Origin of the sequence: Pseudomonas sp. GM78 (assembly GCF_000282475.1) — a bacterium.
GTDB lineage: Bacteria > Pseudomonadota > Gammaproteobacteria > Pseudomonadales > Pseudomonadaceae > Aquipseudomonas.
Genome location: NZ_AKJF01000164.1, coordinates 1 through 20,171, shown reverse-complemented (window position 1 = coordinate 20,171; position 20,171 = coordinate 1). Strand labels below are relative to the sequence as shown.

General features: G+C 62.6%; 16 protein-coding genes and 1 tRNA gene. 10 read left to right on the top strand and 7 right to left on the bottom strand.

The window, feature by feature from the left end:
- Window positions 1–141: 141 nt before the first annotated feature.
- A complete protein-coding gene (locus PMI35_RS06910; RefSeq protein WP_008063800.1) occupies window positions 142–1,047 on the bottom strand; it encodes an NAD-dependent epimerase/dehydratase family protein in 906 nt (301 codons plus the stop codon).
- 142 nt (window positions 1,048–1,189) lie between these two features.
- Between PMI35_RS06910 and PMI35_RS06915 the strand changes: the two genes are divergently transcribed.
- On the top strand, window positions 1,190–2,119 hold the full coding sequence (locus PMI35_RS06915; RefSeq protein ID WP_081504860.1) for a LysR family transcriptional regulator: 930 nt from the start codon (window positions 1,190–1,192) through the stop codon (window positions 2,117–2,119).
- Window positions 2,120–2,224: 105 nt separating this feature from the next.
- Window positions 2,225–3,007, top strand: coding sequence for an SDR family NAD(P)-dependent oxidoreductase (locus PMI35_RS06920; RefSeq protein WP_008063795.1), 783 nt, complete (start codon window positions 2,225–2,227; stop codon window positions 3,005–3,007).
- Window positions 3,008–3,022: 15 nt separating this feature from the next.
- On the opposite strand, the gene PMI35_RS06925 is transcribed toward PMI35_RS06920, so the two are convergent.
- Together PMI35_RS06925 and PMI35_RS06930 are read right to left on the bottom strand one after the other, a co-directional pair.
- Window positions 3,023–5,149 (bottom strand): TonB-dependent receptor family protein, encoded by a 2,127-nt coding sequence (locus tag PMI35_RS06925; RefSeq protein ID WP_008063794.1) that lies wholly within the window; start codon window positions 5,147–5,149, stop codon window positions 3,023–3,025.
- A 75-nt stretch (window positions 5,150–5,224) separates the two neighbouring features.
- Window positions 5,225–6,178 carry a LysR family transcriptional regulator gene (locus PMI35_RS06930; RefSeq protein ID WP_008063792.1) on the bottom strand — a complete coding sequence of 318 codons (954 nt, stop codon included), beginning with the start codon at window positions 6,176–6,178 and terminating at the stop codon, window positions 5,225–5,227.
- A 150-nt stretch (window positions 6,179–6,328) separates the two neighbouring features.
- On the opposite strand from PMI35_RS06930, the gene PMI35_RS06935 reads away from it, so the two are divergent.
- The 4 genes from PMI35_RS06935 to PMI35_RS06950 all read left to right on the top strand — a co-directional run bounded on the left by PMI35_RS06935 (window position 6,329) and on the right by PMI35_RS06950 (window position 10,113).
- Entirely contained in the window at window positions 6,329–7,162 is an 834-nt protein-coding gene (locus tag PMI35_RS06935) for an amidohydrolase family protein (protein ID WP_008063790.1), read from the top strand.
- A 61-nt stretch (window positions 7,163–7,223) separates the two neighbouring features.
- Window positions 7,224–8,570, top strand: coding sequence for an MFS transporter (locus tag PMI35_RS06940; RefSeq protein WP_008063789.1), 1,347 nt, complete (start codon window positions 7,224–7,226; stop codon window positions 8,568–8,570).
- Window positions 8,570–9,310, top strand: coding sequence for an SDR family NAD(P)-dependent oxidoreductase (locus PMI35_RS06945; RefSeq protein WP_008063788.1), 741 nt, complete (start codon window positions 8,570–8,572; stop codon window positions 9,308–9,310). The genes PMI35_RS06940 and PMI35_RS06945 overlap by 1 nt, the downstream gene beginning before the upstream one ends.
- Window positions 9,307–10,113, top strand: a complete 807-nt coding sequence (locus PMI35_RS06950) for a sugar phosphate isomerase/epimerase family protein (protein WP_008063787.1) — start codon at window positions 9,307–9,309, stop codon at window positions 10,111–10,113. Before PMI35_RS06945 ends, PMI35_RS06950 begins: the two co-directional genes overlap by 4 nt.
- Window positions 10,114–10,235: 122 nt before the next feature.
- Here the strand turns inward: PMI35_RS06950 and PMI35_RS06955 are convergent, their stop codons facing one another.
- From PMI35_RS06955 to PMI35_RS06970, 4 genes are all read right to left on the bottom strand, one after another.
- The gene (locus tag PMI35_RS06955) at window positions 10,236–11,789 is read right to left on the bottom strand and encodes an amino acid permease (protein ID WP_032831951.1); all 1,554 of its coding nucleotides are present in this window, start codon (window positions 11,787–11,789) and stop codon (window positions 10,236–10,238) included.
- Window positions 11,790–11,999: 210 nt separating this feature from the next.
- On the bottom strand, window positions 12,000–13,163 hold the full coding sequence (locus tag PMI35_RS06960; RefSeq protein ID WP_008063785.1) for an iron-containing alcohol dehydrogenase: 1,164 nt from the start codon (window positions 13,161–13,163) through the stop codon (window positions 12,000–12,002).
- A 3-nt stretch (window positions 13,164–13,166) separates the two neighbouring features.
- On the bottom strand, window positions 13,167–14,558 hold the full coding sequence (locus PMI35_RS06965) for an aldehyde dehydrogenase family protein (RefSeq protein WP_008063784.1): 1,392 nt from the start codon (window positions 14,556–14,558) through the stop codon (window positions 13,167–13,169).
- Between the two features lie 7 nt (window positions 14,559–14,565).
- Complete coding sequence (locus PMI35_RS06970; RefSeq protein ID WP_008063783.1) at window positions 14,566–15,939, bottom strand: glutamine synthetase family protein; 1,374 nt, start codon at window positions 15,937–15,939, stop codon at window positions 14,566–14,568.
- Between the two features lie 216 nt (window positions 15,940–16,155).
- Between PMI35_RS06970 and PMI35_RS06975 the strand changes: the two genes are divergently transcribed.
- The 4 genes from PMI35_RS06975 (at window position 16,156) to PMI35_RS06990 (ending at window position 19,968) form a co-directional block, all read left to right on the top strand.
- Window positions 16,156–16,548: a GFA family protein gene (locus PMI35_RS06975; RefSeq protein ID WP_008063782.1), complete on the top strand. Its 393-nt coding sequence runs from the start codon at window positions 16,156–16,158 to the stop codon at window positions 16,546–16,548.
- 233 nt (window positions 16,549–16,781) lie between these two features.
- Window positions 16,782–17,780, top strand: coding sequence for a bile acid:sodium symporter family protein (locus PMI35_RS06980; RefSeq protein ID WP_032831950.1), 999 nt, complete (start codon window positions 16,782–16,784; stop codon window positions 17,778–17,780).
- 121 nt (window positions 17,781–17,901) lie between these two features.
- Window positions 17,902–17,976: transfer RNA gene (locus PMI35_RS06985), tRNA-Gln, on the top strand.
- Window positions 17,977–18,291: 315 nt separating this feature from the next.
- Entirely contained in the window at window positions 18,292–19,968 is a 1,677-nt protein-coding gene (locus tag PMI35_RS06990) for an MFS transporter (RefSeq protein WP_008063779.1), read from the top strand.
- The last annotated feature ends 203 nt before the right edge of the window (window positions 19,969–20,171 follow it).

The window sequence follows — 20,171 nt, the reverse complement described above, 5'->3', positions numbered from 1 at the left end:
CGAAACCATAGGCGGCCGTTACCGCAGGAATGGATATGTACGCCTGAAAGACAATCATCGTCTGTCAGGACGCCTTCGCCGGCAAGCCGGGCTCTACAAGTGACTCGCCGAACAATTAACAAAAACGCCACAGCGCCAATATCACCACTGCACACCACTGTTCTCGATCCACTCCAGAATCGACTCACGCTTGGGCTTCCACCCCAACAACACGCGGGCGTTCACAGCGCGGACGCGGCTGTTGGAGCCAATGGCGAAGCGCGCCCAATCACCCAACAACGCAATCGCCTCATCCGCAGGCCAACTGCGGATCTCGCCACCGAAACCCAGAGACTTGCTGATGGAAGTGGCAATATCGAGGAAGGAAGCTTCGCCGTTTTCGGCAAAGAACAGCGAGGCGGACGGGGCTTTCTCGATGGCCAGGCGATACAACTCCGCCAGATCCTCGATGTGCACGTTGGACCAGCGATGCACGCCGGCACCCATGTACGCGCCGGCGCCGTACTTGCGTGATTGGGCGAACAGCTTGGGCAGTTGGTCGCTTTTCGACGGCATCCCCAAGGACTCGCCGTAGATCATGGTCGGGCAGAACACGATGCTGCGAATGCCTTGTTCGACACCTGCGCGACGCACGATCTGGTTGATCTCGACCCGGTCCTTGCGGATGTCCATCGGGGTGAAGGGCGTCTCGTCGGTGAAGATCTCGGCGCGCTCGTAAGCACCGCGTGCGTCGTCACCGACCACGCTTGAGCCCGACGTGTGCAGCAGCACTTTTCCGCTGCCGCTCAATGCCTTGATGAAGGTTTGCACCGAAGCCAGGTGGTCCGAGTTCGCGGCGTTGACCACCGCATCGGCCCAACGTGCCTGTTCAGCGAGAATAAAGGCGTCATCCAGGGTGCCGAGCACCGGGGCGATACCCAGGGCCTGCAAGGCACTGCGCTGCTCCGGGTTGCGCAGCAGGCCCCGGACTTCATGACCCGCATCCACCAGGTATTTGGCCACGGAGCCGCCGATGTAGCCGGTCACGCCGGTAACGAAAATCTTCAATGTCTTGTCCTCGTCGCTTATGTGATTGCCGCCCTTTGCCGGGCAACGGGCGGGTATTCCAGTTTCAGGAATGCTTCACCATACGATTCGCTCCGCATATGAGCTAGACTGCTTGAAGGATAATCATCTGTGAATTCAGTTCGTGATAAACATCAAAGACATCAATCGATCCGGCGAGATGGAAGTCTTCACCCGGGTCGTCAACGCCGGCACCTTCTCCGAAGCCGCGAGGCAGCTGGACATGTCGCCCTCGGCGGTCAGCAAATTGATCGCACGCATGGAGGCTCGGCTCGGAGCGCGCTTGCTGCACCGTTCGACCCGGCGCCTGGAACTCACCGCCGAGGGCGAGCGCTTCAACAGTGAATGCCTGCGCATACTTGAGCTGATCGATTGCGCCGAGCGCGATATCGCCAACGTGAGCAAACCCAGCGGGCTGATCCAGGTCAATGCGAACCTGCCGTTTGGCCTGTATTGCCTGCTGCCACTGCTGCCGGATTTTTTCGCGGCCTATCCCGACATTACCCTCAACGTGGAACTCACCGACACGGTCGTCGACCTGCTCGAGCGTCGCGCCGACATTGCGATCCGTACCGGGCCAATGAAGGAGTCCAGCCTGGTGCAGCGCCGCCTGGGTGAGAGCCGCATGCTGACCGTGGCTTCACCCGGTTACATCGCGCGCTGCGGCCAACCGCAGAACCTTGAGGACCTGCAACGGCATAACCGCCTCAGCTTCGGTTTTCATCGACACTCCCAGGCCTGGGTGTTTCGCGGCGCCGACGGCCAGCGCATCGAGATCGAGCCCAAGGGCAATGTCCTGCTCAGCGATGGTGAGAGCATGCGCCGCTCGGCACTGGCGGGCCTGGGGATCGCCCGGCTGGCGAACTTCCACATCCACGACGATCTGCAGGCAGGAAGCCTGGTGCCGGTGCTGGAGGATTTCGACAGTGGCGAGACCGAAGCGATTCATGCCGTGTTCATTGGCCCCGGCCAGCAGTTGCCGCATCGCGTGCGGGTGTTTATCGACTTTCTGCTGGACAAGGTCAGTGCACAGTTGGCGAATGGCCGGGTGTGAGGCGCTTTCAGTCGTTGGCTAAATCAGTCTTCAGCAATCCTTGAAAATCGTCGGATCGGGTCTGGGGCATGATGGCGCGCATAACGACAAAAGAAGGCTGCACCCATGGATTACCAACTGACTGGAAAAACCGCGCTGATCACCGGTGGCGCGACGGGCATCGGCAAGGCCATCGCCCGGCGTTTCATCCTTGAAGGCGCCCGCGTGGTCATCAGCGGGCTCAATGAGGAGGAGGTCGGTGCGGCACTGCAAGAGCTGGGCGAGGGCAGCAGCGGCATGGTTGCCGACTTGACCGACAACGCCGCTGCCGAGCGCCTGGCGGCCCTGGCCAGCGAGGCGGGGCCGATCGATTTTCTGATCAACAACGTGGGCATCTTCGAGGTGCGCGACTTTTTTGCAACCGACGACGCCCAGTGGCTTCATTATTTCAACGTCAATGTCATGAGCGGCGTGCGCATGACGCGCCTGGTGATGAAGGCCATGCTTGAGCGCGGTGAGGGTTCGATCGTGTTCATCAGCAGTGAATCGGCGGTCAAGCCACAGCCATGGATGGTGCACTACGGTGCGATGAAAACCTGCGTGCTGGGCATTTCCAGGGCGTTGGCGGAGTTGACCAAAGGCACGGCCGTGCGCGTCAATTCGATCCTGCCAGGGCCGACCGCCACCGAGGCGGTCAAGCGCTATCACCGGGAAATCGCCGGGCAAAAGGGCATCACCGCGCAGCAGGTGGTCGAGGATTACTTCGACGAAACCGAACCGACTTCACTGATCCGGCGCATGATCGACCCCGACGAAGTGGCCTGCAGCGTACTGCACCTGGCGGCGTCACCGGCGCTCAATGGCATGGCGATGCGCATCGAAGGCGGGACCATACGCTCGATCCTGTAGGCGGTTGGGCGTAGCTTACAGCAGACTCCACGACACCCCGACATAAACCCCCATACCTTCACCCGGCGTCGACCGCGCTGCGTCCAGCCCTTTGTCGTCGTAGCCCGGCGTGACGGTGGCGGCGTAGTGCTTGTCGGTCAGGTTGCGCATGTCGACCCATGTCTGCCAGTCACCCTTTGGCGCGTTGTAGCCCAGGGTCGCGCCGAACAGCGCGTAGGGATCGGCGTAGTAACTGTTGGCGTAATCGACCGCCACCTTGGACACCCATTGCGTGTTGAGCGCGGCGAAGAAGCCCTGGGGCCAGTCGTAGCGCAGTTCGCCCTGGTAGTAGTGCATCGGCAGGCCCGGCAGGCGGTTGTCGCCGAAGCGCTCGTCGTCCTGGTAGTGGAAGTCACTGAAGGTATAGCTCTGGCGCAGGCTCAGTTGACCGCCATTGTCGCCGGACCATAGGTTGCTCAGCAGGCTGGCTTCCACGCCCTGGTGCACGGTAGGGCTGGCATTGAGCTCGTAGGGTGTGGTGGCGTTGGCATCCGGCAGCACCGAGAGCAATTCGTGGCGCACCTGGGCGTAGTACCAGGCCAGGCTCCATTGGCCCATCGCGCTGTCGCCGCGACCGCCGAGCTCCAGGGTGGTTGCGGTCTGGTTCTGCAGCTCGATTGGATCACGCTGGGTGCCCGTGGCGGGGCCGCTGCCGGCCGGGAATCGAATGTTGGAGCTGTAGATCAGCGACCAGGGGTGCGGCGCCTCGACCGAGCGGCTGAGGTTGCCGAACAGTTGCAGGTCGGGTGTCAGTTGGTAGCGCAGGCCAAGGCGCGGGGCATAGTCCCAGTCGCCCTGACTGGTCTTGCCACCGCCTTGCGGGTAAGTCACCGCGCTTTCCCGGCGGGTGTAGATGGCGGCCAGGCCCGTGGTCAGCCACAGGTCGTCGGCGATCTCCAGGTCATTGCCCACATGCAGGACGCTGTCCGAACCCTGGTAGGTGAAATTGCGCATGGGTGTGCCCGGGGCATAACCGACCGTGTTGCCGGTGGGGATGCGCACCTGCTCGCTGGCGCCGGCATTGGGCAGGTGCTTGGTCACGCGCAGGCCCAGGGTGCTCTGGCTCTGCAGGCCCCAAAGGGTATCGCGACGCTTGTAGTCGAGGGTGCCGCTGACATCCGTGTACGCCACCTTCAGGCGGTTGGGACCCTCGCGCAAGTCCATGGGATAGTCATGGTAGGCAAGGCCGGCCTGGATGCTCGAATCGTCATCGATGAACCAGGTGGTCTTGTTGCCGATGAAGGTGCTGCCCGGCTGTTCACGGCGATCGTCGCGCGCCACGTACGCGGGGTTGGCCGCGCGCGGGTCGTGCTCGATGGAGTGCTTGGTGACCCGGCCGGCGAGGTCGTTGTCGGTCTGGCGGTAGCGCAGGTAGAAGCGCGTTTCCAGGTTCGGGTTGAAGCGATAGCCGAAGTTGGCGATGACGCCCTGGCTCTCGCTGGCGGTGTGATCCTGATAGCCGTCGGCGCGGGCGTCGGTCAGGGCCAGGTAGTAGTCGAAGTCGCCCAGTACCTGCCCGGAGCTGACCTGGCGTTGCTGATAACCGTGGCTGCCCGTGGCATAGCGCACCTGCAAGCGCGGTGCGTTGTAGCCGGTATGGCTGACGTAATCGATGGCCCCGCCCAAGGCCAGTGCGCCGCGGTCGAAACCGTTGGCGCCGCGCAGCACCTCCACATGGTCAAGCCATAGCGGCTCCAGAAGCTCATAGGGGGTGCCGCCGGGACCGGTCAGCGGCAGGCCGTCGAGCATGGCGTACAGGCCCGAGGCATGGGCGCCCGGCGCACGGTTGATGCCCGATCCGCGGATCGAGATCTTCACCCCTTCGTTGCCCGCCGACTGGGCATAGATGCCTGGCTGATAAGCCAGCACATCCTGATTGCTCGCCACCCGGCCCTGCAGGGGGCGGCGCATGTCGACCACGTTGGTGGCGCCGGGCACCTGGTCGAGCCGCGCCTTGGCGTCCTCGATCCCCTGGTCTTCGTCACTCTGGTCCTCGGCCCCGATCAGCACTTGTCCCAACTCCAAACCCTGGGCCTCGGCCATCGCCGGACAGACAAGGGCCAGGCCCAGCAACGCGGCGGACAGGGATTGGGGCGAGGGCATTGAGAAAACTCCAGACAGGGGAAAACGGGCAGTGAAGTCTGCGACGCAGGAAAGAACGAAGGGAGCACATGCTGATCAGTCGAAGTTCGGCAACTCGACCCCGGGGATCACCCGCCCCAGTTTGACCGCCTGGCCATGCAGCACCTGCATGAGCTGCGCGGCAGATTGGGAAAGCGGCTCGAACCGCGAGTAAACGAAACTGATGTCGAAGTGAATCGCCTCAACCAGCGGTACCACGACCAGGCCGCTGTCCTGGGCCACGAACTCATCGATGATGGTCATGCCCATGCCTTGCTTGACCAGGGCCACAGCTTCGTTGGCATTGGTGAAATTCAGCATCGAGTGCAGGTTCAGGCCCTGGCGTTCGATCTCCTCGGCCAGCAATCGGCCAAAGGGCATGTCGGGGCGAAACAGCAACAACGGCTGGTCGACCAACTCGTGCAGTGACAATGAAGCTCTGCCGGCCAAGGGGTGATCAGCCGGCATCACGCAGACCATGCGTGCGCGCATGAAGGCCAGCGAGTGCAGGTGGTCGTGGATCAGCGGCAGGGCGGAAATGGCCAGGTCGACTTTCTTAGAGAGGATCTGGTTGGGCATGTCGCCCATCAAGGTCGTTTGCCATTCGATGTTCAGCGCCGGCATTTCCCGCTTGAGCCGGGCCAGGGCGACCGGGATGACCACCGTCGACAGCGATGCACTGCAGCAGATGCGCAACTGGCGGTTCGGGCCGCTGGCCAGGGCCCGGGCACATTCGTTGACCGCCAGCGCGGCCTGGTAGACACGCTCGACTTCGCGGTAAAGGGTCAGGGCCTCGGCGGTGGGCACCAAGCGATTGTTGATGCGCTGGAACAGGCGGTAGACCAGCCGGCTCTCGATGTAGGCGATCAGCTTGCTGACCGCCGGCTGCGACACGTAGAGCATTTTCGCCGCACCGCTGATCGAGCCGGTGAGCATCACCGCCCGGAACACTTCCATGTGCCGCAGCTTGAACACCATCGAGGTGGCGTCGGGGCCTTCGCCGTTGGGCATGGGTCATTAACCTTTGGTTATTGTTCGAGCGATCTGTGTATGAGCGCTATTCACCGCCTGGCCGTATCGTCACTGCAACGCATCGCCCAAAGCGGCGAAACAATAACAAAGTTCAGTGAGCAAGCGCAGTGACGCTTGGCAGGAGCAGCCTTGAGCATCTACGACGAACCCAAGATCGATTGCCATAACCACCTGTTCGACCCCGCGCGTTTTCCCTATCGCACCGACACGATCTACGCACCCGCAGGGCAGGAGGTCGCGACCCTGGAACAGTTCGGTCGGGTGATGGACGCCTATGGCGTGCAACACGCGTTGCTGGTGGGGCCAACCAGTGGCTACCGCACGGACAACCGTTGCCTGCTGCATGCACTGGCGCAAGGCGAAGGCCGGTTCAAGGGGATCGCCGTCGTCGAGCATGCCATCGGCCTGGACGAGCTGGCAGCGCTCAAGGAACAGGGGGTGGTGGGCGTCGCTTTCAATCCGGCGCTGGAAGGTTTGGCCAGCATGAATGGCGTCGCAGGGCTCTTCGGCCGACTCGCCGAGCTGGACCTGTTCGCCCAGATCCAGGTGCAGGGCAACCAACTGGTCGAGCTGCTGGGCTTGATTGAATCGACTGCGCCACGATTGCTCATCGACCACTGCGGCCGCCCCGAGGCCCGCGCAGGCGTCGGCCAGCCAGGGTTCCAGGCACTACTGGGTCTGGCCGGCAGCGGCCGGGCCTGCGTGAAAATTTCCGGCATGCATAAGTTTGCCGCCCACGATCATTTTCAGGAGCAAGCCGGAGCATACGTACGTGAACTGCTCCGGGCCTTTGGTGCGGATGCTTGTGTGTGGGGCTCGGACTGGCCGTTCATTCGCGAGCAATCGCGCCTGGACTACGGGCCGCTGCTCAAGTTGGCCGAGCAGTTGATGGCCGATGCCAGTGTGCGCAGAAAGGTGATGTGGGACACGCCGCGCCGACTGTTCGGCTTCGGCGAGCGTTGAATCCGCCCCCGGGCGGGCTGTGCTGGCGCAATACCCCCGATAACAACAAGGAACAAAAACAATGACGACCGACAATCGATTCGTAGCGGCAACGCTCGCCTGTCCGGCGGCGCAAACCGTCAGGACCCGCACCCGGTTCATGATCCTGGCGCTGATTTCCGGTGGCACCATGATCAACTACCTGGACCGTAGCGTGATGGGCATCGCCGCGCCCAGCATCAGTGCCGACCTGGGCCTGAACGCGGTCATGATGGGGCTGATCTTTTCGGCCTTTTCCTGGACCTACGCTGCCGCGCAGATTCCTGGCGGCATCCTGATCGACCGCTTGGGCACCAAGTTCACCTACTGGCTGGCGCTGACCCTATGGTCGGTGTTCACCGGCCTGCAGGGCCTCGCCCAGGGCTTTCTTTCGCTGCTGGGCTTTCGCTTGCTGGTGGGCGCCACCGAGGCACCGTGCTTTCCCACCAACAGTCGGGTGGTCGCAACCTGGTTCCCGCAAAGCGAGCGGGCGCGGGCGACCGGCATCTATACCTTCGCCGAGTACGTCGGGCTGGCGTTCCTCACGCCACTGCTGTTCTGGGTGCTGCACGCCTATGGCTGGCGTATGTTGCTGGTAGCCGTGGGCATCCTGGGTGTGCTCTATGGCCTGGTGTGGTGGCGCAAGTACCACGAGCCCCATGAGTCGACCACGGCCAATCAGGCGGAGCTTGACTACATTGCCGCCGGCGGTGGGGTGGTTGATGGTGGGCAGAAGGCCACGCGCTTTCGTTGGTCGCAGATCCCTGCATTGCTCAAGCATCGCAACATGCTGGGGATCTGCCTGGGTCAGTTTGCCTGCAACTCGACGAACGTGTTTTTCCTGACCTGGTTCCCGACGTACCTGGTCACCGAGCGGCACATGCCCTGGCTCAAGGTGGGTTGGGTCGCGGTGCTGCCATTCATTGCCGCGTCCCTCGGTACCCTGGCCGGTGGCTGGCTGTCGGACGCCTTGCTGCGTCGCGGCTACTCGCTGAATGTCGCGCGCAAATTGCCGGTGATTGCCGGTCTGTTGACCGCATCAGTGATCGTGCTGGCCAACTACGTGGACTCCGACGCGCTGGTGATCGCCATTCTCTGTGTGGCCTATTTTGCCCAGGGCATGTCCGCACTGGCCTGGATGATCGTGTCCGACATCGCCCCCAAAGGCCTGCTCGGCCTGAGCGGTGGCGTGTTCAACCTGTTCGCCAATGCGGCCGGCATCGTGACCCCGCTGACCATCGGCGTGATTGTCACCACTACGGGCTCGTTCGTCTGGGCCCTGGCGTTCGTGTCCTCGATCACCGTGCTGGGCGCGCTGTGCTACCTGTTCATGGTGCGCGATCTGCGCCGCCTGCCTGAAATCCAATCCGTACAACAAGGAGCACTTTGATGACTCGATACCTGGAAGGCCAGACGGCCATCGTCACCGGCGGCATGCGTGGCATCGGCCTGGGCATCGCCCGTCGCTTGCACAGCGCTGGCGCGCAGATCGTCATCTGGGACCTGGCGGTCGATGGCTGGGACAGCATCGCCAACGGCTTTGAACCGGTGCTGCGCCAAGCCGTCAATGTCGCCTCGCTGGCGTCCGTGGAGGCGGCCTTCAAGGAGGTCGTTGAGCAACAGGGGCGCGTCGATATCCTGGTCAACAATGCCGGGATCAACGGGCCGGTGGTGCCTTCCTGGGAATACCCGCCAGAGGCCTGGGACCAGGTCATCGCCATCGACCTGACCGGGGTGTTCTATTGCTGCCGCAGCGTCATCCCGCATATGCGCGAGCGTGGCTACGGGCGCATCGTCAATGTCGCCTCGATGGCTGGCAAGGACGGCGTGCAATACATCTCCGGTTATTCGGCGGCGAAGGCCGGTGTCATTGCGTTTACCAAGGCGGCGGCCAAGGAGTTGGCCCAGGATGGCGTGCTGCTCAATTGCATTGCCCCGGCCATGGTGGAAACCGGGCTGATGGCGGAAATGACCGCCGAGCACATTGCCGCGAGCAAGGCGAAGATCCCCATGGGGCGTTTCCTGCAAATCGAGGAGATCGCCAACATGGTGACCTGGATCGCCGGGCCCGAGTGCAGCTTCACCACGGGTTTTGTGTTCGACCTCAGCGGCGGCAGGGCCACCTATTGAGCCGCCTCGGTGTTGCGCACCTGACCGCGCTGGAACTGGCGCCCATCGAATGGGTACGCGAGGCGGCACGCGCCGGTTTCAGTTCAGTCGGGTTGCGACTGCACCCGGCCATGGCGGGTGGCATTGCCTACCCGCTGTTGCCGGGCAGCCAGGCGCTGCGGCAGTTGAAGACTGCGCTGGATGCCGAGGGCGTGGCGGTCAACGAGATCGAATTCGTCGAGCTCACGCCGCAGGTGGACGTCGCCGGGCTTGCGTCGCTGCTGGAGTCCGGGGCGCAACTGGGTGCGCGTTGCCTCACGGTATCGGGGGACGATCCGCAGCATTCGCGGCTCACGGATAATTTTGCCGCCCTGTGCCAGTTGGCAGCAGGTTATGGTTTGCGTGTCGATCTGGAGTTCATGCACTGGCGTCACATTGCCAACCTGCAACAGGCCGTCGCGTTGATCGCGGCGGCGGGCCAGGCCAACGGCGGTGTGCTGCTCGATACGTTGCACCTGTTCCGCTCCGGCGGCAACGCCGCTGCCGTGGCTGAACTGGACGGGCGCTATATCCATGGCTTGCAGTGGTGCGATGCACCGGCGCAGGCACCCACGGGGGAGGGCATCATCCGCGAAGCCCGCGAGGGTCGCTTGCCGGCAGGGCAGGGGCAATTGCCCTTGGCTGGATTGCTCGACGTGCTGGCGCCAGAGGTGCATTGGAGCGTGGAAGTCCCATGCTTGGCGATGGGCGCTCCTGAGCGATTGGCGCAAGCGTTCACGATGACCCGCGCCTGGTTAACCAGCCATCACACCCCACTACTGTAGGAGCCAGGCTTGCCGGCGAACCAGACGCTGCGGTGTATCTGTCCCACCGCGTATTCGTTCTTCGCCGGCAAGCCTGGCTCCTACAGGTGAATCATGTTCCGCGGTGTGTCAGGTCGGTCGCATCAGCGCTTGTCCAACGCCGCTTCCGCCGCCGCGATTTCAGCCTGGCGCTTGACGATCATGTCGCCCACCGGCGGCCCCTGGAAGCGTCGTGCTTCGAAACCGAACCAGACGATGGCCGTCAACACCAGGAAACCAATTGTGATGTACAGCGCCCAGTCGTTCGGTGGCTGGATGCCGATGACGAAGATGATCACCATCGACAGGACCGAGAGCAGGGCGAACACCGTGTACCAGAAGCGCCCCATGTTCCACGGCCCCATGGTTGGCCACTTCGAGGTTCCGTAGGCAAACAGGCCCAGCACGATGGGAATGACGAAGGAGAAGAACAGGAAGATCACCGTGCAGGAGACCACGATGGTGTAGACCGGTGTCTCGCCAATCGATATCACCGACGATCCCCAGACGAACAGCACCGCGAGTGTGGCACCGGTCCAGATGGCTGCCACCGGGCTGCGAAAGGTCGGCGAAACCGAAGCCAGCGCTTTCGAGCAAGGCAGGCCGCCGTCGCGGGAGAACGCGAAGATCATGCGGGAAACCGAGGTCACGGTCGCCAGGCCACAGAGCACCTGCGAGATAAAGATCGCCACGTACAACCCGTCCTTGAGCAGCGGGTTGACCTGGGTATTCATGGCCCAGAAGAACACGCTCCAGCCTTGTTTGGCCGCTTCGTCCATGCTCGGCAGCATCAGCACGAACGCACTGAGCATCACCCAGCCGAACAGCAGCGACCAGACCACCGACATGACCATGCCCCGTGGCACCGACATGGCCGCGTTGCGGGTTTCCTCCGAGGTGTGGGCGGAGGCGTCGTAGCCGGTGATGGTGTAGATCGGCAGCAGCAGGCCGAGCATGAAGATCCAGCCGTTGGAGACTTCCGGCCAGACGCCGCCACCTGCCGCGCCGGAGTAGTTGCCGAAGGTCACCAGCCGCGAAAACTCGAAACTGGGGGCGGAGATCAGGCAGACGATGGTCAGCGCCAGTGCTGTGGCGAAGATCAGGTAGCCGGAGAAATCGGTGAGCCTGGCGGTCAGGCCGATTCCCAGGTGATTGCACAGGGCCTGGAGACCGGTGAGGATCGCCAGGAAAATCACCCGTGTCGTAGTGGTGTCTTCCATACCCAGCGTGGGGCCGAAGGCGCCGAAAAAGAAGTAATAGGTGCCGACGTTGATCGCCCCGAGCACCGTGACCAGCCCCAGCAGGTTGAACCAGGCCGTGAGCCAGCCGGTGAACCGGTTGCCGAGGATCGAGCCCCAGTGATACAGGCCGCCAGCGGTGGGGTAGGCGGAGGAAATCTGCGCCATGGCCAGGGCGAACACCCCGGAAATCAGGCAACCGATCGGCCAGCCGATACCGATCGACGCACCGCCGGCGCCCGAGGTGCCCTGGGCCAGTGAGTTGATGCCGCCGGAAAGGATGCAGATGATCGAAAAGGAAATCGCGAAGTTGGAGAAAACCCCCATTCGTCGCGAGAGCTGCTGGGCATAGCCCATGCTGTGCAGCACCTTGACGTCATCGTCGTGCGCGTCGGTGCCGGGCTGGCTTGCTGGGTTCATCGTGGTGTGCCCCTTCAGGTTTTGATACGCAGCCATCCGGGTCTCCGGATGGGTTGGCTTTCAACCCCTTGTCGTACTGCTCCTGTTTGCAACTGGTGAAACCTGCCTGCTTTTCTGTAGGAGCGAGCCTGCTCGCGATGGAGTTGAGGACAACGCGGGGTGTCAGATTCCCCGCGTAATCGTTGACGTCCATCGCGAGCAGGCTCGCTCCTACAGAAGGCGGCCGTGAAACGCGGCCTGGAAAATTTCCGCCACGCCGGCCCGGGTCAGGGGCAACGGGTTGCCACCGGCCGACGGGTCGACCACCGCCATGTCGGCGATCAGGTCGGCCTGCTTGTCATCCACTCCCAGCTCGAACAGCGTATGCGGCACGGCGATGTCCTTGCGCAATTTGAGGACGAAGGCCAGGAAGCTGTCGAAACCCGGGGAGGGCAGGTGCAGGTACGCGGCCAGGCGCGTGATGCGTTCCTCGATGGCCGGGCGATTGAACTTCAGCACATAGGGCATCAGGGTGGCGTTGGTCATGCCGTGGTGGGTGTCGTACAGCGCGCCGATCGGGTGCGCGAGGGCGTGCATCCCGCCCAGGCCTTTCTGGAACGCGGTGGCGCCCATCGCCGCCGCTGCCAGCATTTGCCCGCGTGCGTCGAGGTCCGAAGGGGTGTGTACGGCGCGCACCAGGGCATTGCTCACCAGGCGCATGCCTTCGACCGCGATGCCATCGGCCATGGGGTGGAAGCCGGGGGCACAGTACGATTCCAGGCAGTGCGCCAAGGCGTCCATGCCCGTGCCGGCGGTGACTTTGGCCGGCATGCCGACGGTCAGGGCCGGGTCGCTGATGACCACGCGCGGCATCATTTTCGGGTGGAAAATGATGCGCTTGGTGTGGGTGCGATCGTCGATGATCACCGCCGCACGGCCCACTTCGGAGCCCGTACCCGCGGTGGTCGGCACCGCAATGACCGGGGCGATGCGGCTTTCATTGGCGCGGGTCCAGTAGTCGCCGATGTCTTCGAAATCCCAGACCGGGCGGGTCTGGCCACTCATGAAGGCGATGAGCTTGCCCATGTCCAGGCCGCTGCCACCGCCAAAGGCCACCACGCCATCGTGGTTTCCCGCACGCCAGGCCTCGAGTCCGCCGGCCAGGTTGGCTTCGACCGGATTGGGCTTGAGGTCGCAGAACAGCGCGGCGCCCAGCCCTGCATTACGTAGAGCGTCCAGCGCAGCGGTGGTGATCGACGCTCGCCCCAGGCCGCTGTCGGTGACCAGCAGCGGGCGCTGGATACCCTGGCTGCGACAGACTTCGGCCAGTTCCGCGATGCGGCCGACACCGAAGCGGATGTTCGTGGGGTAGTTCCAGTTTCCAGTCAGGCTCATGGTTCAGGTCTCGTGGCGCAGATGGAAGGATTTGGCGCGGGTCAGCTGTTCATAACCCAGGGCCGACAGCGTGACGCCGCGCCCACTGTTCTTGACGCCGGTCCAGGCCAGGGCCGGGTCCAGGTAATCGCAGCGATTCATGAACAGGGTGCCGGTGTCGATAACGTCGCCCAGGCGTTCGGCGGCCGCCAGGTCCTGGGTCCAGATCGATGCGCTGAGGCCGAACTCGCTGTCGTTCATCAAGGCCACGGCTTCGTCGTCGCAGGCGACCGGCATGATGCCGACCACCGGGCCGAAGCTTTCATCGCGCATGACCGACATTTGATGATTGACCTCGACCAACACTTGCGGGGCGAGGTAGGCGCTGCCCGGCGCGTCGGCGGCGAATGCCCGCGGGTCGATCAGCGCCTTCGCGCCTTGCGCCTGCGCATCGGCAATCTGATCGCGGACGAAATCCGCCGCGCCCGGGCTCACCATCGGGCCGAGGGTGGTGGCTTCGTCCAGCGGGTTGCCCAGCACGTACTGGCGGGTCAGTTCGGCGAAGCGTTCGACAAACGCCGGGTAGATGTTCTGATCGACGTAGATGCGTTCCACGGCGCAGCAGCTCTGTCCGGAGTTGAAGAAACTGCCGTCGACCAGGTTCTCCACCGCATGCTCGAGGTTGGCATCTGCCCGGACATAGGCCGGGTCCTTGCCGCCGAGCTCCAGGCCGACGCGCAGGAAACCGTCGACCGCAGAGCGTTGCATTTCCAGGCCGGCCGCCACTGAGCCGGTGAAGTTCACCTGCTGCACCTGGTCGGAGCCGATGACCACTCCGGTATGGATGTGACTGAGCAGCAGGTTCTGGAACAATCCTTCCGGCAGATTGGCCTGGCGCATGGCCTGGGCAAAACGCTCGCCCACCAGCAGCGTTTGCGAAGCGTGCTTGAGGATCACGCTGTTGCCGGCCATCAGTGCCGGAATAATCGTGTTGACCGCCGTCAGGTAGGGGTAATTCCACGGCGCGACCACCAGCACGGTGCCCATGGGCTCACGCTTGATATACCGGCGAAAACCCGCGACCGGATCGCATTCGAGCGCCGCCAGGGCTTGCGGCGCGATGGCGATCATGTGCCGGGCACGCTCTTCGAAACCGCGCAGTTCGCCAGCGCCATAGCGCACCGGGCGGCCCATTTGCCAGGCCAGTTCCGGGACGATTTCATCCTTCATGGCCAGCATGGCGTCCACGGCGGCGCTGCAAAACGCCGCGCGTTCGCTTAATGGCCGGCGCTTCCATTGCGCCTGGGCGCGGGCGGCCGCCGCCAGCGCCTGCTCGATCTGCACGATATCGGCGTACTGACGCTCGGCGACGAGTCGGCCATCGACCGGCGAGATGAGTTGAACAATGTTGGTCATGGTGCTCTCAATAGCGCTCGAAGCCGCGCTGCAGTTCCCAGTCGGTGATTCGCCGGTCGTACTCTTTCTGTTCCCATTCGGCGGTATGCACGTAGTGGTCGATCACTTCGTCGCCGAAGGCCTCGCGCAACATGCTCGACTTCTGCAGGGCGGCGCTGGCCTCGCGCAAGGTCTTGGAGACCTCGGGCAAATGTTCGTCCACGTAGGCATCGCCCTCGAAGGGCGCAGCGAGTTCGAGCTTTTCATCGATGCCCGCCAACCCCGCAGCGATCAGCGCGGCGAAGGCCAGGTAAGGATTGAGGTCGGCACCGCCGATGCGGCATTCGATACGAATCGATTTGCTGCCCTCGGCGCACAAGCGAAAGCCTGCGGTGCGATTGTCCCGGCTCCACACCGCGCGGGTAGGGGCGAAGGTGCCGGCCTGGAAGCGCTTGTAGGAGTTGATGTAGGGCGCGAGAAAACAGGTGATGTCGTTGGCGTACTTGAGCTGCCCGGCGACCCAGGCGCGCATCAGTTTCGACATGCCGAACTCGGCCTTGGCATCGAAGAACAGCGGCTTTTTCGCGTTCTTGTCCCACAGCGAATTGTGGATGTGGCTGCTGGAGCCGGCGGCGTCATAGCGCCACTTGGCCATGAACGTGATCGCCTTGCCCTGCAGTTGGGCGATCTCCTTGCACGCGTGCTTGATGATGACGTGATGGTCGGCCATGGTCATGGCGTCGGCGTAACGGATGTTGATTTCTTCCTGGCCCGGGCCCCATTCACCCTTGGAGTTTTCCACCGGGATGCCGCTGGCCTGCAGATGCTTGCGAATCGCCCGCAGCACCGGCTCTTCGCGGGTGGTCTGCAGGATGTTGTAATCCTCGATGTAGTGCCCGGCGGTTTTCGGCTTGAGGTAGTTGCGCTTGTGGATGGCCTCGTAGCTCTCGTCGAACAGGTAGAACTCCAGTTCCGAGGCGAACATGCCGGTGTAGCCGCGTTCACGCAGGCGCTCGACCTGTTTTTTCAAGATCGCCCGCGGGCTGTGGGGCAGGTCCTGCCGATGATGATGGTCCAGCACGTCGCACAGTACCAGCGCCGTGCACTCAAGCCAGGGCACCTTGCGCAGGGTGCGCATGTCGGGCTTGAGCACAAAGTCGCCGTAGCCTTTGCTCCAGCTGGCGGCGGCATAACCCGGCACCGGCTCCATGTCGATGTCGTCGGCCAGCAGGTAGTTGCAGCAGTGGGTTTCTTCATGGCCGCTGTCGATGAAAAATTCGACCTGGAAGCGCTTACCCACCAGGCGGCCCTGCATGTCGACCATGCACACCAGTACGGTATCGATCTCGCCGGAGGCGGCAGCACGCTTGAGTTGGTCAAAACTGAGTAACGGCTCGGTCATCACGGCAATCCTGCGCAAGTTGTTTGGGCCTGTCTGAGATAGCTGTTGCAGACGCTCTCCAGAAAAACCAACAACTGCCGCCGCGAGCATCGTGGGCAATAAGCTGAGCGTAAGCTTAGCCTACTGTCGCTTTTCGCAAGTTTTTGCTGCGCAGGGTGTGTGACCCTCTACAGTCGTTGAGCGGCAACTTTCAAACCCTGGGAGAGGAGGTGCGGCATGCAACGATTTACGGGCGGTTGCCTGTGCGGCAATGTGCGGATCGTGGCGTCGGGGCAGCCCTACCGGGTCGGCCTCTGTCACTGCCTCGACTGTCGCAAGCATCACGGTGCGCTCTTTCATGCTTCGGCGATTTTTCCTGAGGACGCGGTGACGATCGAGGGCGAAACCCGGGATTACGTCGGGCGCTATTTTTGTCCGCGCTGTGGCTCGTCGGTGTTTGCCCGTACCGCCGATGAAATCGAAGTGAACCTGGGCTCACTGGATGCCCCTGACCAGTTGAAGCCAACCTATGAAAGCTGGACGGTGCGGCGCGAGTCCTGGTTGCCGGCATTTCCACTCGCACGGCGCTACAAGCACGACCGAGAGGGCACCGGTCGATTTGAAGCCTAAATGATGTCCCTTGTGTAGGAGCGAGCCTGCTCGCGATGGTCGTTAACGATGACGCGTGTATTCTGGCTGAACGCGGCGCCCTTATGTCCATCGCGAGCAGGCTCGCTCCTACAATGGATCAGGTGATCGCCGTTCTGTCCGTTAGGCGATATCTCCTGGCTTATTAGCGTTAGCCGGCAATCAAGGGGAGCGCTACAGTGGTCGCAACGTTTCCGGCCGCCTGGATGATTCTGATGACCCGCCCCCGTTTCTTGCCCGACAACTTCACCCTGACCCTGATCGGCGTGGTCCTGCTCGCCAGCCTGCTGCCCGCCAGTGGCCAGGTGGCCGTGGGCTTCGGCTGGTTGACCAACATCGCCATCGCGCTGCTGTTTTTCCTCCACGGTGCAAAACTGTCCCGCGAGTCGATCATTGCCGGGGCCGGTCACTGGCGCCTGCACTTGCTGGTGTTCGGCCTGACCTTCGTCCTGTTCCCGCTGCTGGGCCTCGCGCTCAAGCCTTTGCTGTCGCCAATGATCGGCGCGGACCTGTACATGGGCATGCTTTATCTCTGCGCGTTGCCGGCCACGGTGCAGTCGGCAATTGCCTTTACCTCGTTGGCGCGAGGCAATATCCCGGCGGCGATTTGCAGTGCGGCAGCGTCGAGCCTGTTCGGGATCTTTCTCACGCCGTTGCTGGTGACCCTGTTGCTGGATGTGCACGGCGAGGGCGGCTCGACCCTCGACGCGATCGTGAAGATCAGCGTGCAGTTGTTGCTGCCATTCATTGCCGGCCAGATCGCTCGCCGCTGGATCGGCGCCTGGGTGGCGCGCAACAAGAGCTGGCTGAAATTTGTCGATCAGGGCTCGATCCTTCTGGTGGTGTACGGCGCTTTTAGCGAAGCGGTGATCGAAGGCATCTGGCACCAGATTCCGTTGCTCGACCTGGGCGGGCTGGTGGTCGCCTGCTGCGTGTTGCTGGGGCTGGTGTTGCTGGCCTCCACCGTGCTGGGCAAGGCCTTGGGTTTCAACCAGCAAGATCGCATCACCATCCTCTTCTGTGGCTCGAAGAAAAGCCTGGCCACGGGCGTGCCGATGGCCCAGGTATTGTTCGCCGGCAGCACCATCGGCGTGTTGATTCTGCCGCTGATGCTGTTCCACCAGATCCAGTTGATGGTCTGCGCGGTGCTTGCCCAGCGGTTCGCCAATCGCCCGGAATCGGTGCCCGAACTGATGGGGCAGGTCGATCCTTGATGGTAAGTCGCTGTTTTAAAATAAAATAATGATGCAAGGGGGTTCCCAGGCGGCAAGAAAGTTGATAAATTGCCGCCCATTGTTGCAGAGGGCCTTCCACGGCTCTCCACACAGCAGCTACAGGGGCGTCGCCAAGCGGTAAGGCAGCAGGTTTTGATCCTGCCATGCGTTGGTTCGAATCCAGCCGCCCCTGCCATATTTCTGACCAGCAGCATTCGCGCATTGCGCGAGTGCTGCTGTCTGCATTCTGAATTCCCCCCGCAACTAAAAATCTTCCCACGGCACAGTGTCTCCATCGCAGGCTCGCGACAGCTCGTTCGCGCATGATGGCGAGTGGATATCTGCAAGAAGCCGATTATGCTTCTAGAAACCTTGCAGCGATGCGAGGCCGTCAGCCTGTGTGCATGCTTTGCGCAATCCGTAATCCGACGACTTCAGCCCCAGGGCCTGGGTGCGGCAACAAGAAAGTGGGGTACTCCGGCCTATAACAAGAGAAAGACGGAGAAGACTCATGGCCGCAATCGACAACACTACCACGGGCAGCACGCCCAACCGCGGGATCACCAAGGAGGAGCGCAAGGTCATTTTCGCCTCGTCCCTGGGCACCGTGTTCGAATGGTACGACTTCTACCTCTACGGCTCCCTTGCCGCGATTATCGCCAAGCACTTCTTCGCCGGCGTCAATGAGACAACCTCCTTCATCTTTGCCTTGCTCGCGTTCGCCGCAGGTTTTGCCGTACGGCCCTTCGGCGCCATCGTGTTCGGCCGACTGGGTGACATGATCGGGCGCAAGCACACCTTCCTGATCACCATCGTGATCATGGGTGTCTCTACGGCCGTCGTGGGCTTTTTGCCCGGTTACGCGACCATTGGCGTGGCGGCGCCGATCATCCTGATCACCCTGCGCCTGTTGCAAGGCCTGGCCCTGGGTGGCGAATACGGCGGTGCGGCGACGTACGTGGCCGAGCATGCGCCCAAAGGCAAACGTGGCTACTTCACCTCGTGGATCCAGACCACCGCCACCCTCGGCCTGTTCCTGTCGCTGCTGGTCATCCTCGCCTGCCGCACCGTGCTGGGCACCGAGGCGTTCGAAGCCTGGGGCTGGCGGATTCCCTTCCTGCTGTCGATCCTGCTGCTGATCATCTCGGTCTACATCCGTTTGCAGCTCAGCGAGTCGCCGGTGTTCCTGAAGATGAAGGCCGAAGGCAAGTCTTCGAAGGCACCTTTGACCGAATCCTTCGCCCGCTGGGACAACCTCAAGATCGTGATCATGGCGTTGCTCGGTGGTACCGCCGGCCAGGCCGTCGTTTGGTACACCGGGCAGTTCTACGCGTTGTTCTTCCTGCTGCAAACGCTCAAGATCGACGCGCAGACGGCCAACCTGCTGATTGCCGGTTCGCTGCTGATCGGCACGCCATTCTTCGTCATCTTCGGCAGCCTGTCCGACCGCATCGGCCGCAAGGGCATCATCATGGCCGGCTGCATCCTCGCGGCGCTGACCTACTTCCCGATCTTCCATGCGCTGACCCAGTACGGTAACCCGGACGTGTTCGCCGCGCAGGAGAAGAACCCGGTCACGGTGGTCGCCGATCCCGGCCAGTGTTCGTTCCAGTTCGACCCGGTGGGCAAAGCCAAATTCACCAGCTCCTGTGACCTGGCCAAGACCGTGCTGGCGAAAAGGGCCATCCCCTACAAGAACGAGAAGGCTGAACCCGGCACCGTCGCGCAGGTGCGCATCGGCGACAAAGTGATCCAGAGCTTCGAAGGCACCGGCATGCCGGCCGCCGACTTCAAGACCCGCAACGACGCCTTCGTCGCAACCCTCGGCACCGCCCTCAAGGACGCGGGCTACCCCGAGAAGGCCGACCCGGCGAAGACCAACTACCCGATGGTGCTCCTGCTGCTGACCATCCTGGTGATCTACGTGACCATGGTCTACGGCCCGATCGCCGCCTGGCTGGTGGAACTCTTCCCGGCGCGTATTCGCTACACCTCGATGTCACTGCCTTACCACATCGGCAACGGCTGGTTCGGCGGGTTCCTGCCCACCGTGGCCTTCGCCATGGTCGCGGCCACCGGTGATATCTACTATGGGCTGTGGTATCCGATCGTGATCGCGGTGATGACGGCCATCCTGGGGACATTCTTCCTGCCGGAAACCAAGGATCGGGAGATTCATCACACCTGAAACTTGCGCTCGCCCTTTCCTGCAGGGGGAAGGGCGATGCCTGATGAACCTTCCTGCCCCAATACTGTTCACTTAAGCATGGGGTTGTATTTCAGATCTGGATTCGGGGGATATCCATTGCTGCGGTAACGGCGACTTATGGTTTCGCCCTTACGGCGACTCACTTTTTCAAACGCCAAAAAGTAAGCAAAAGGCTTTGCCCC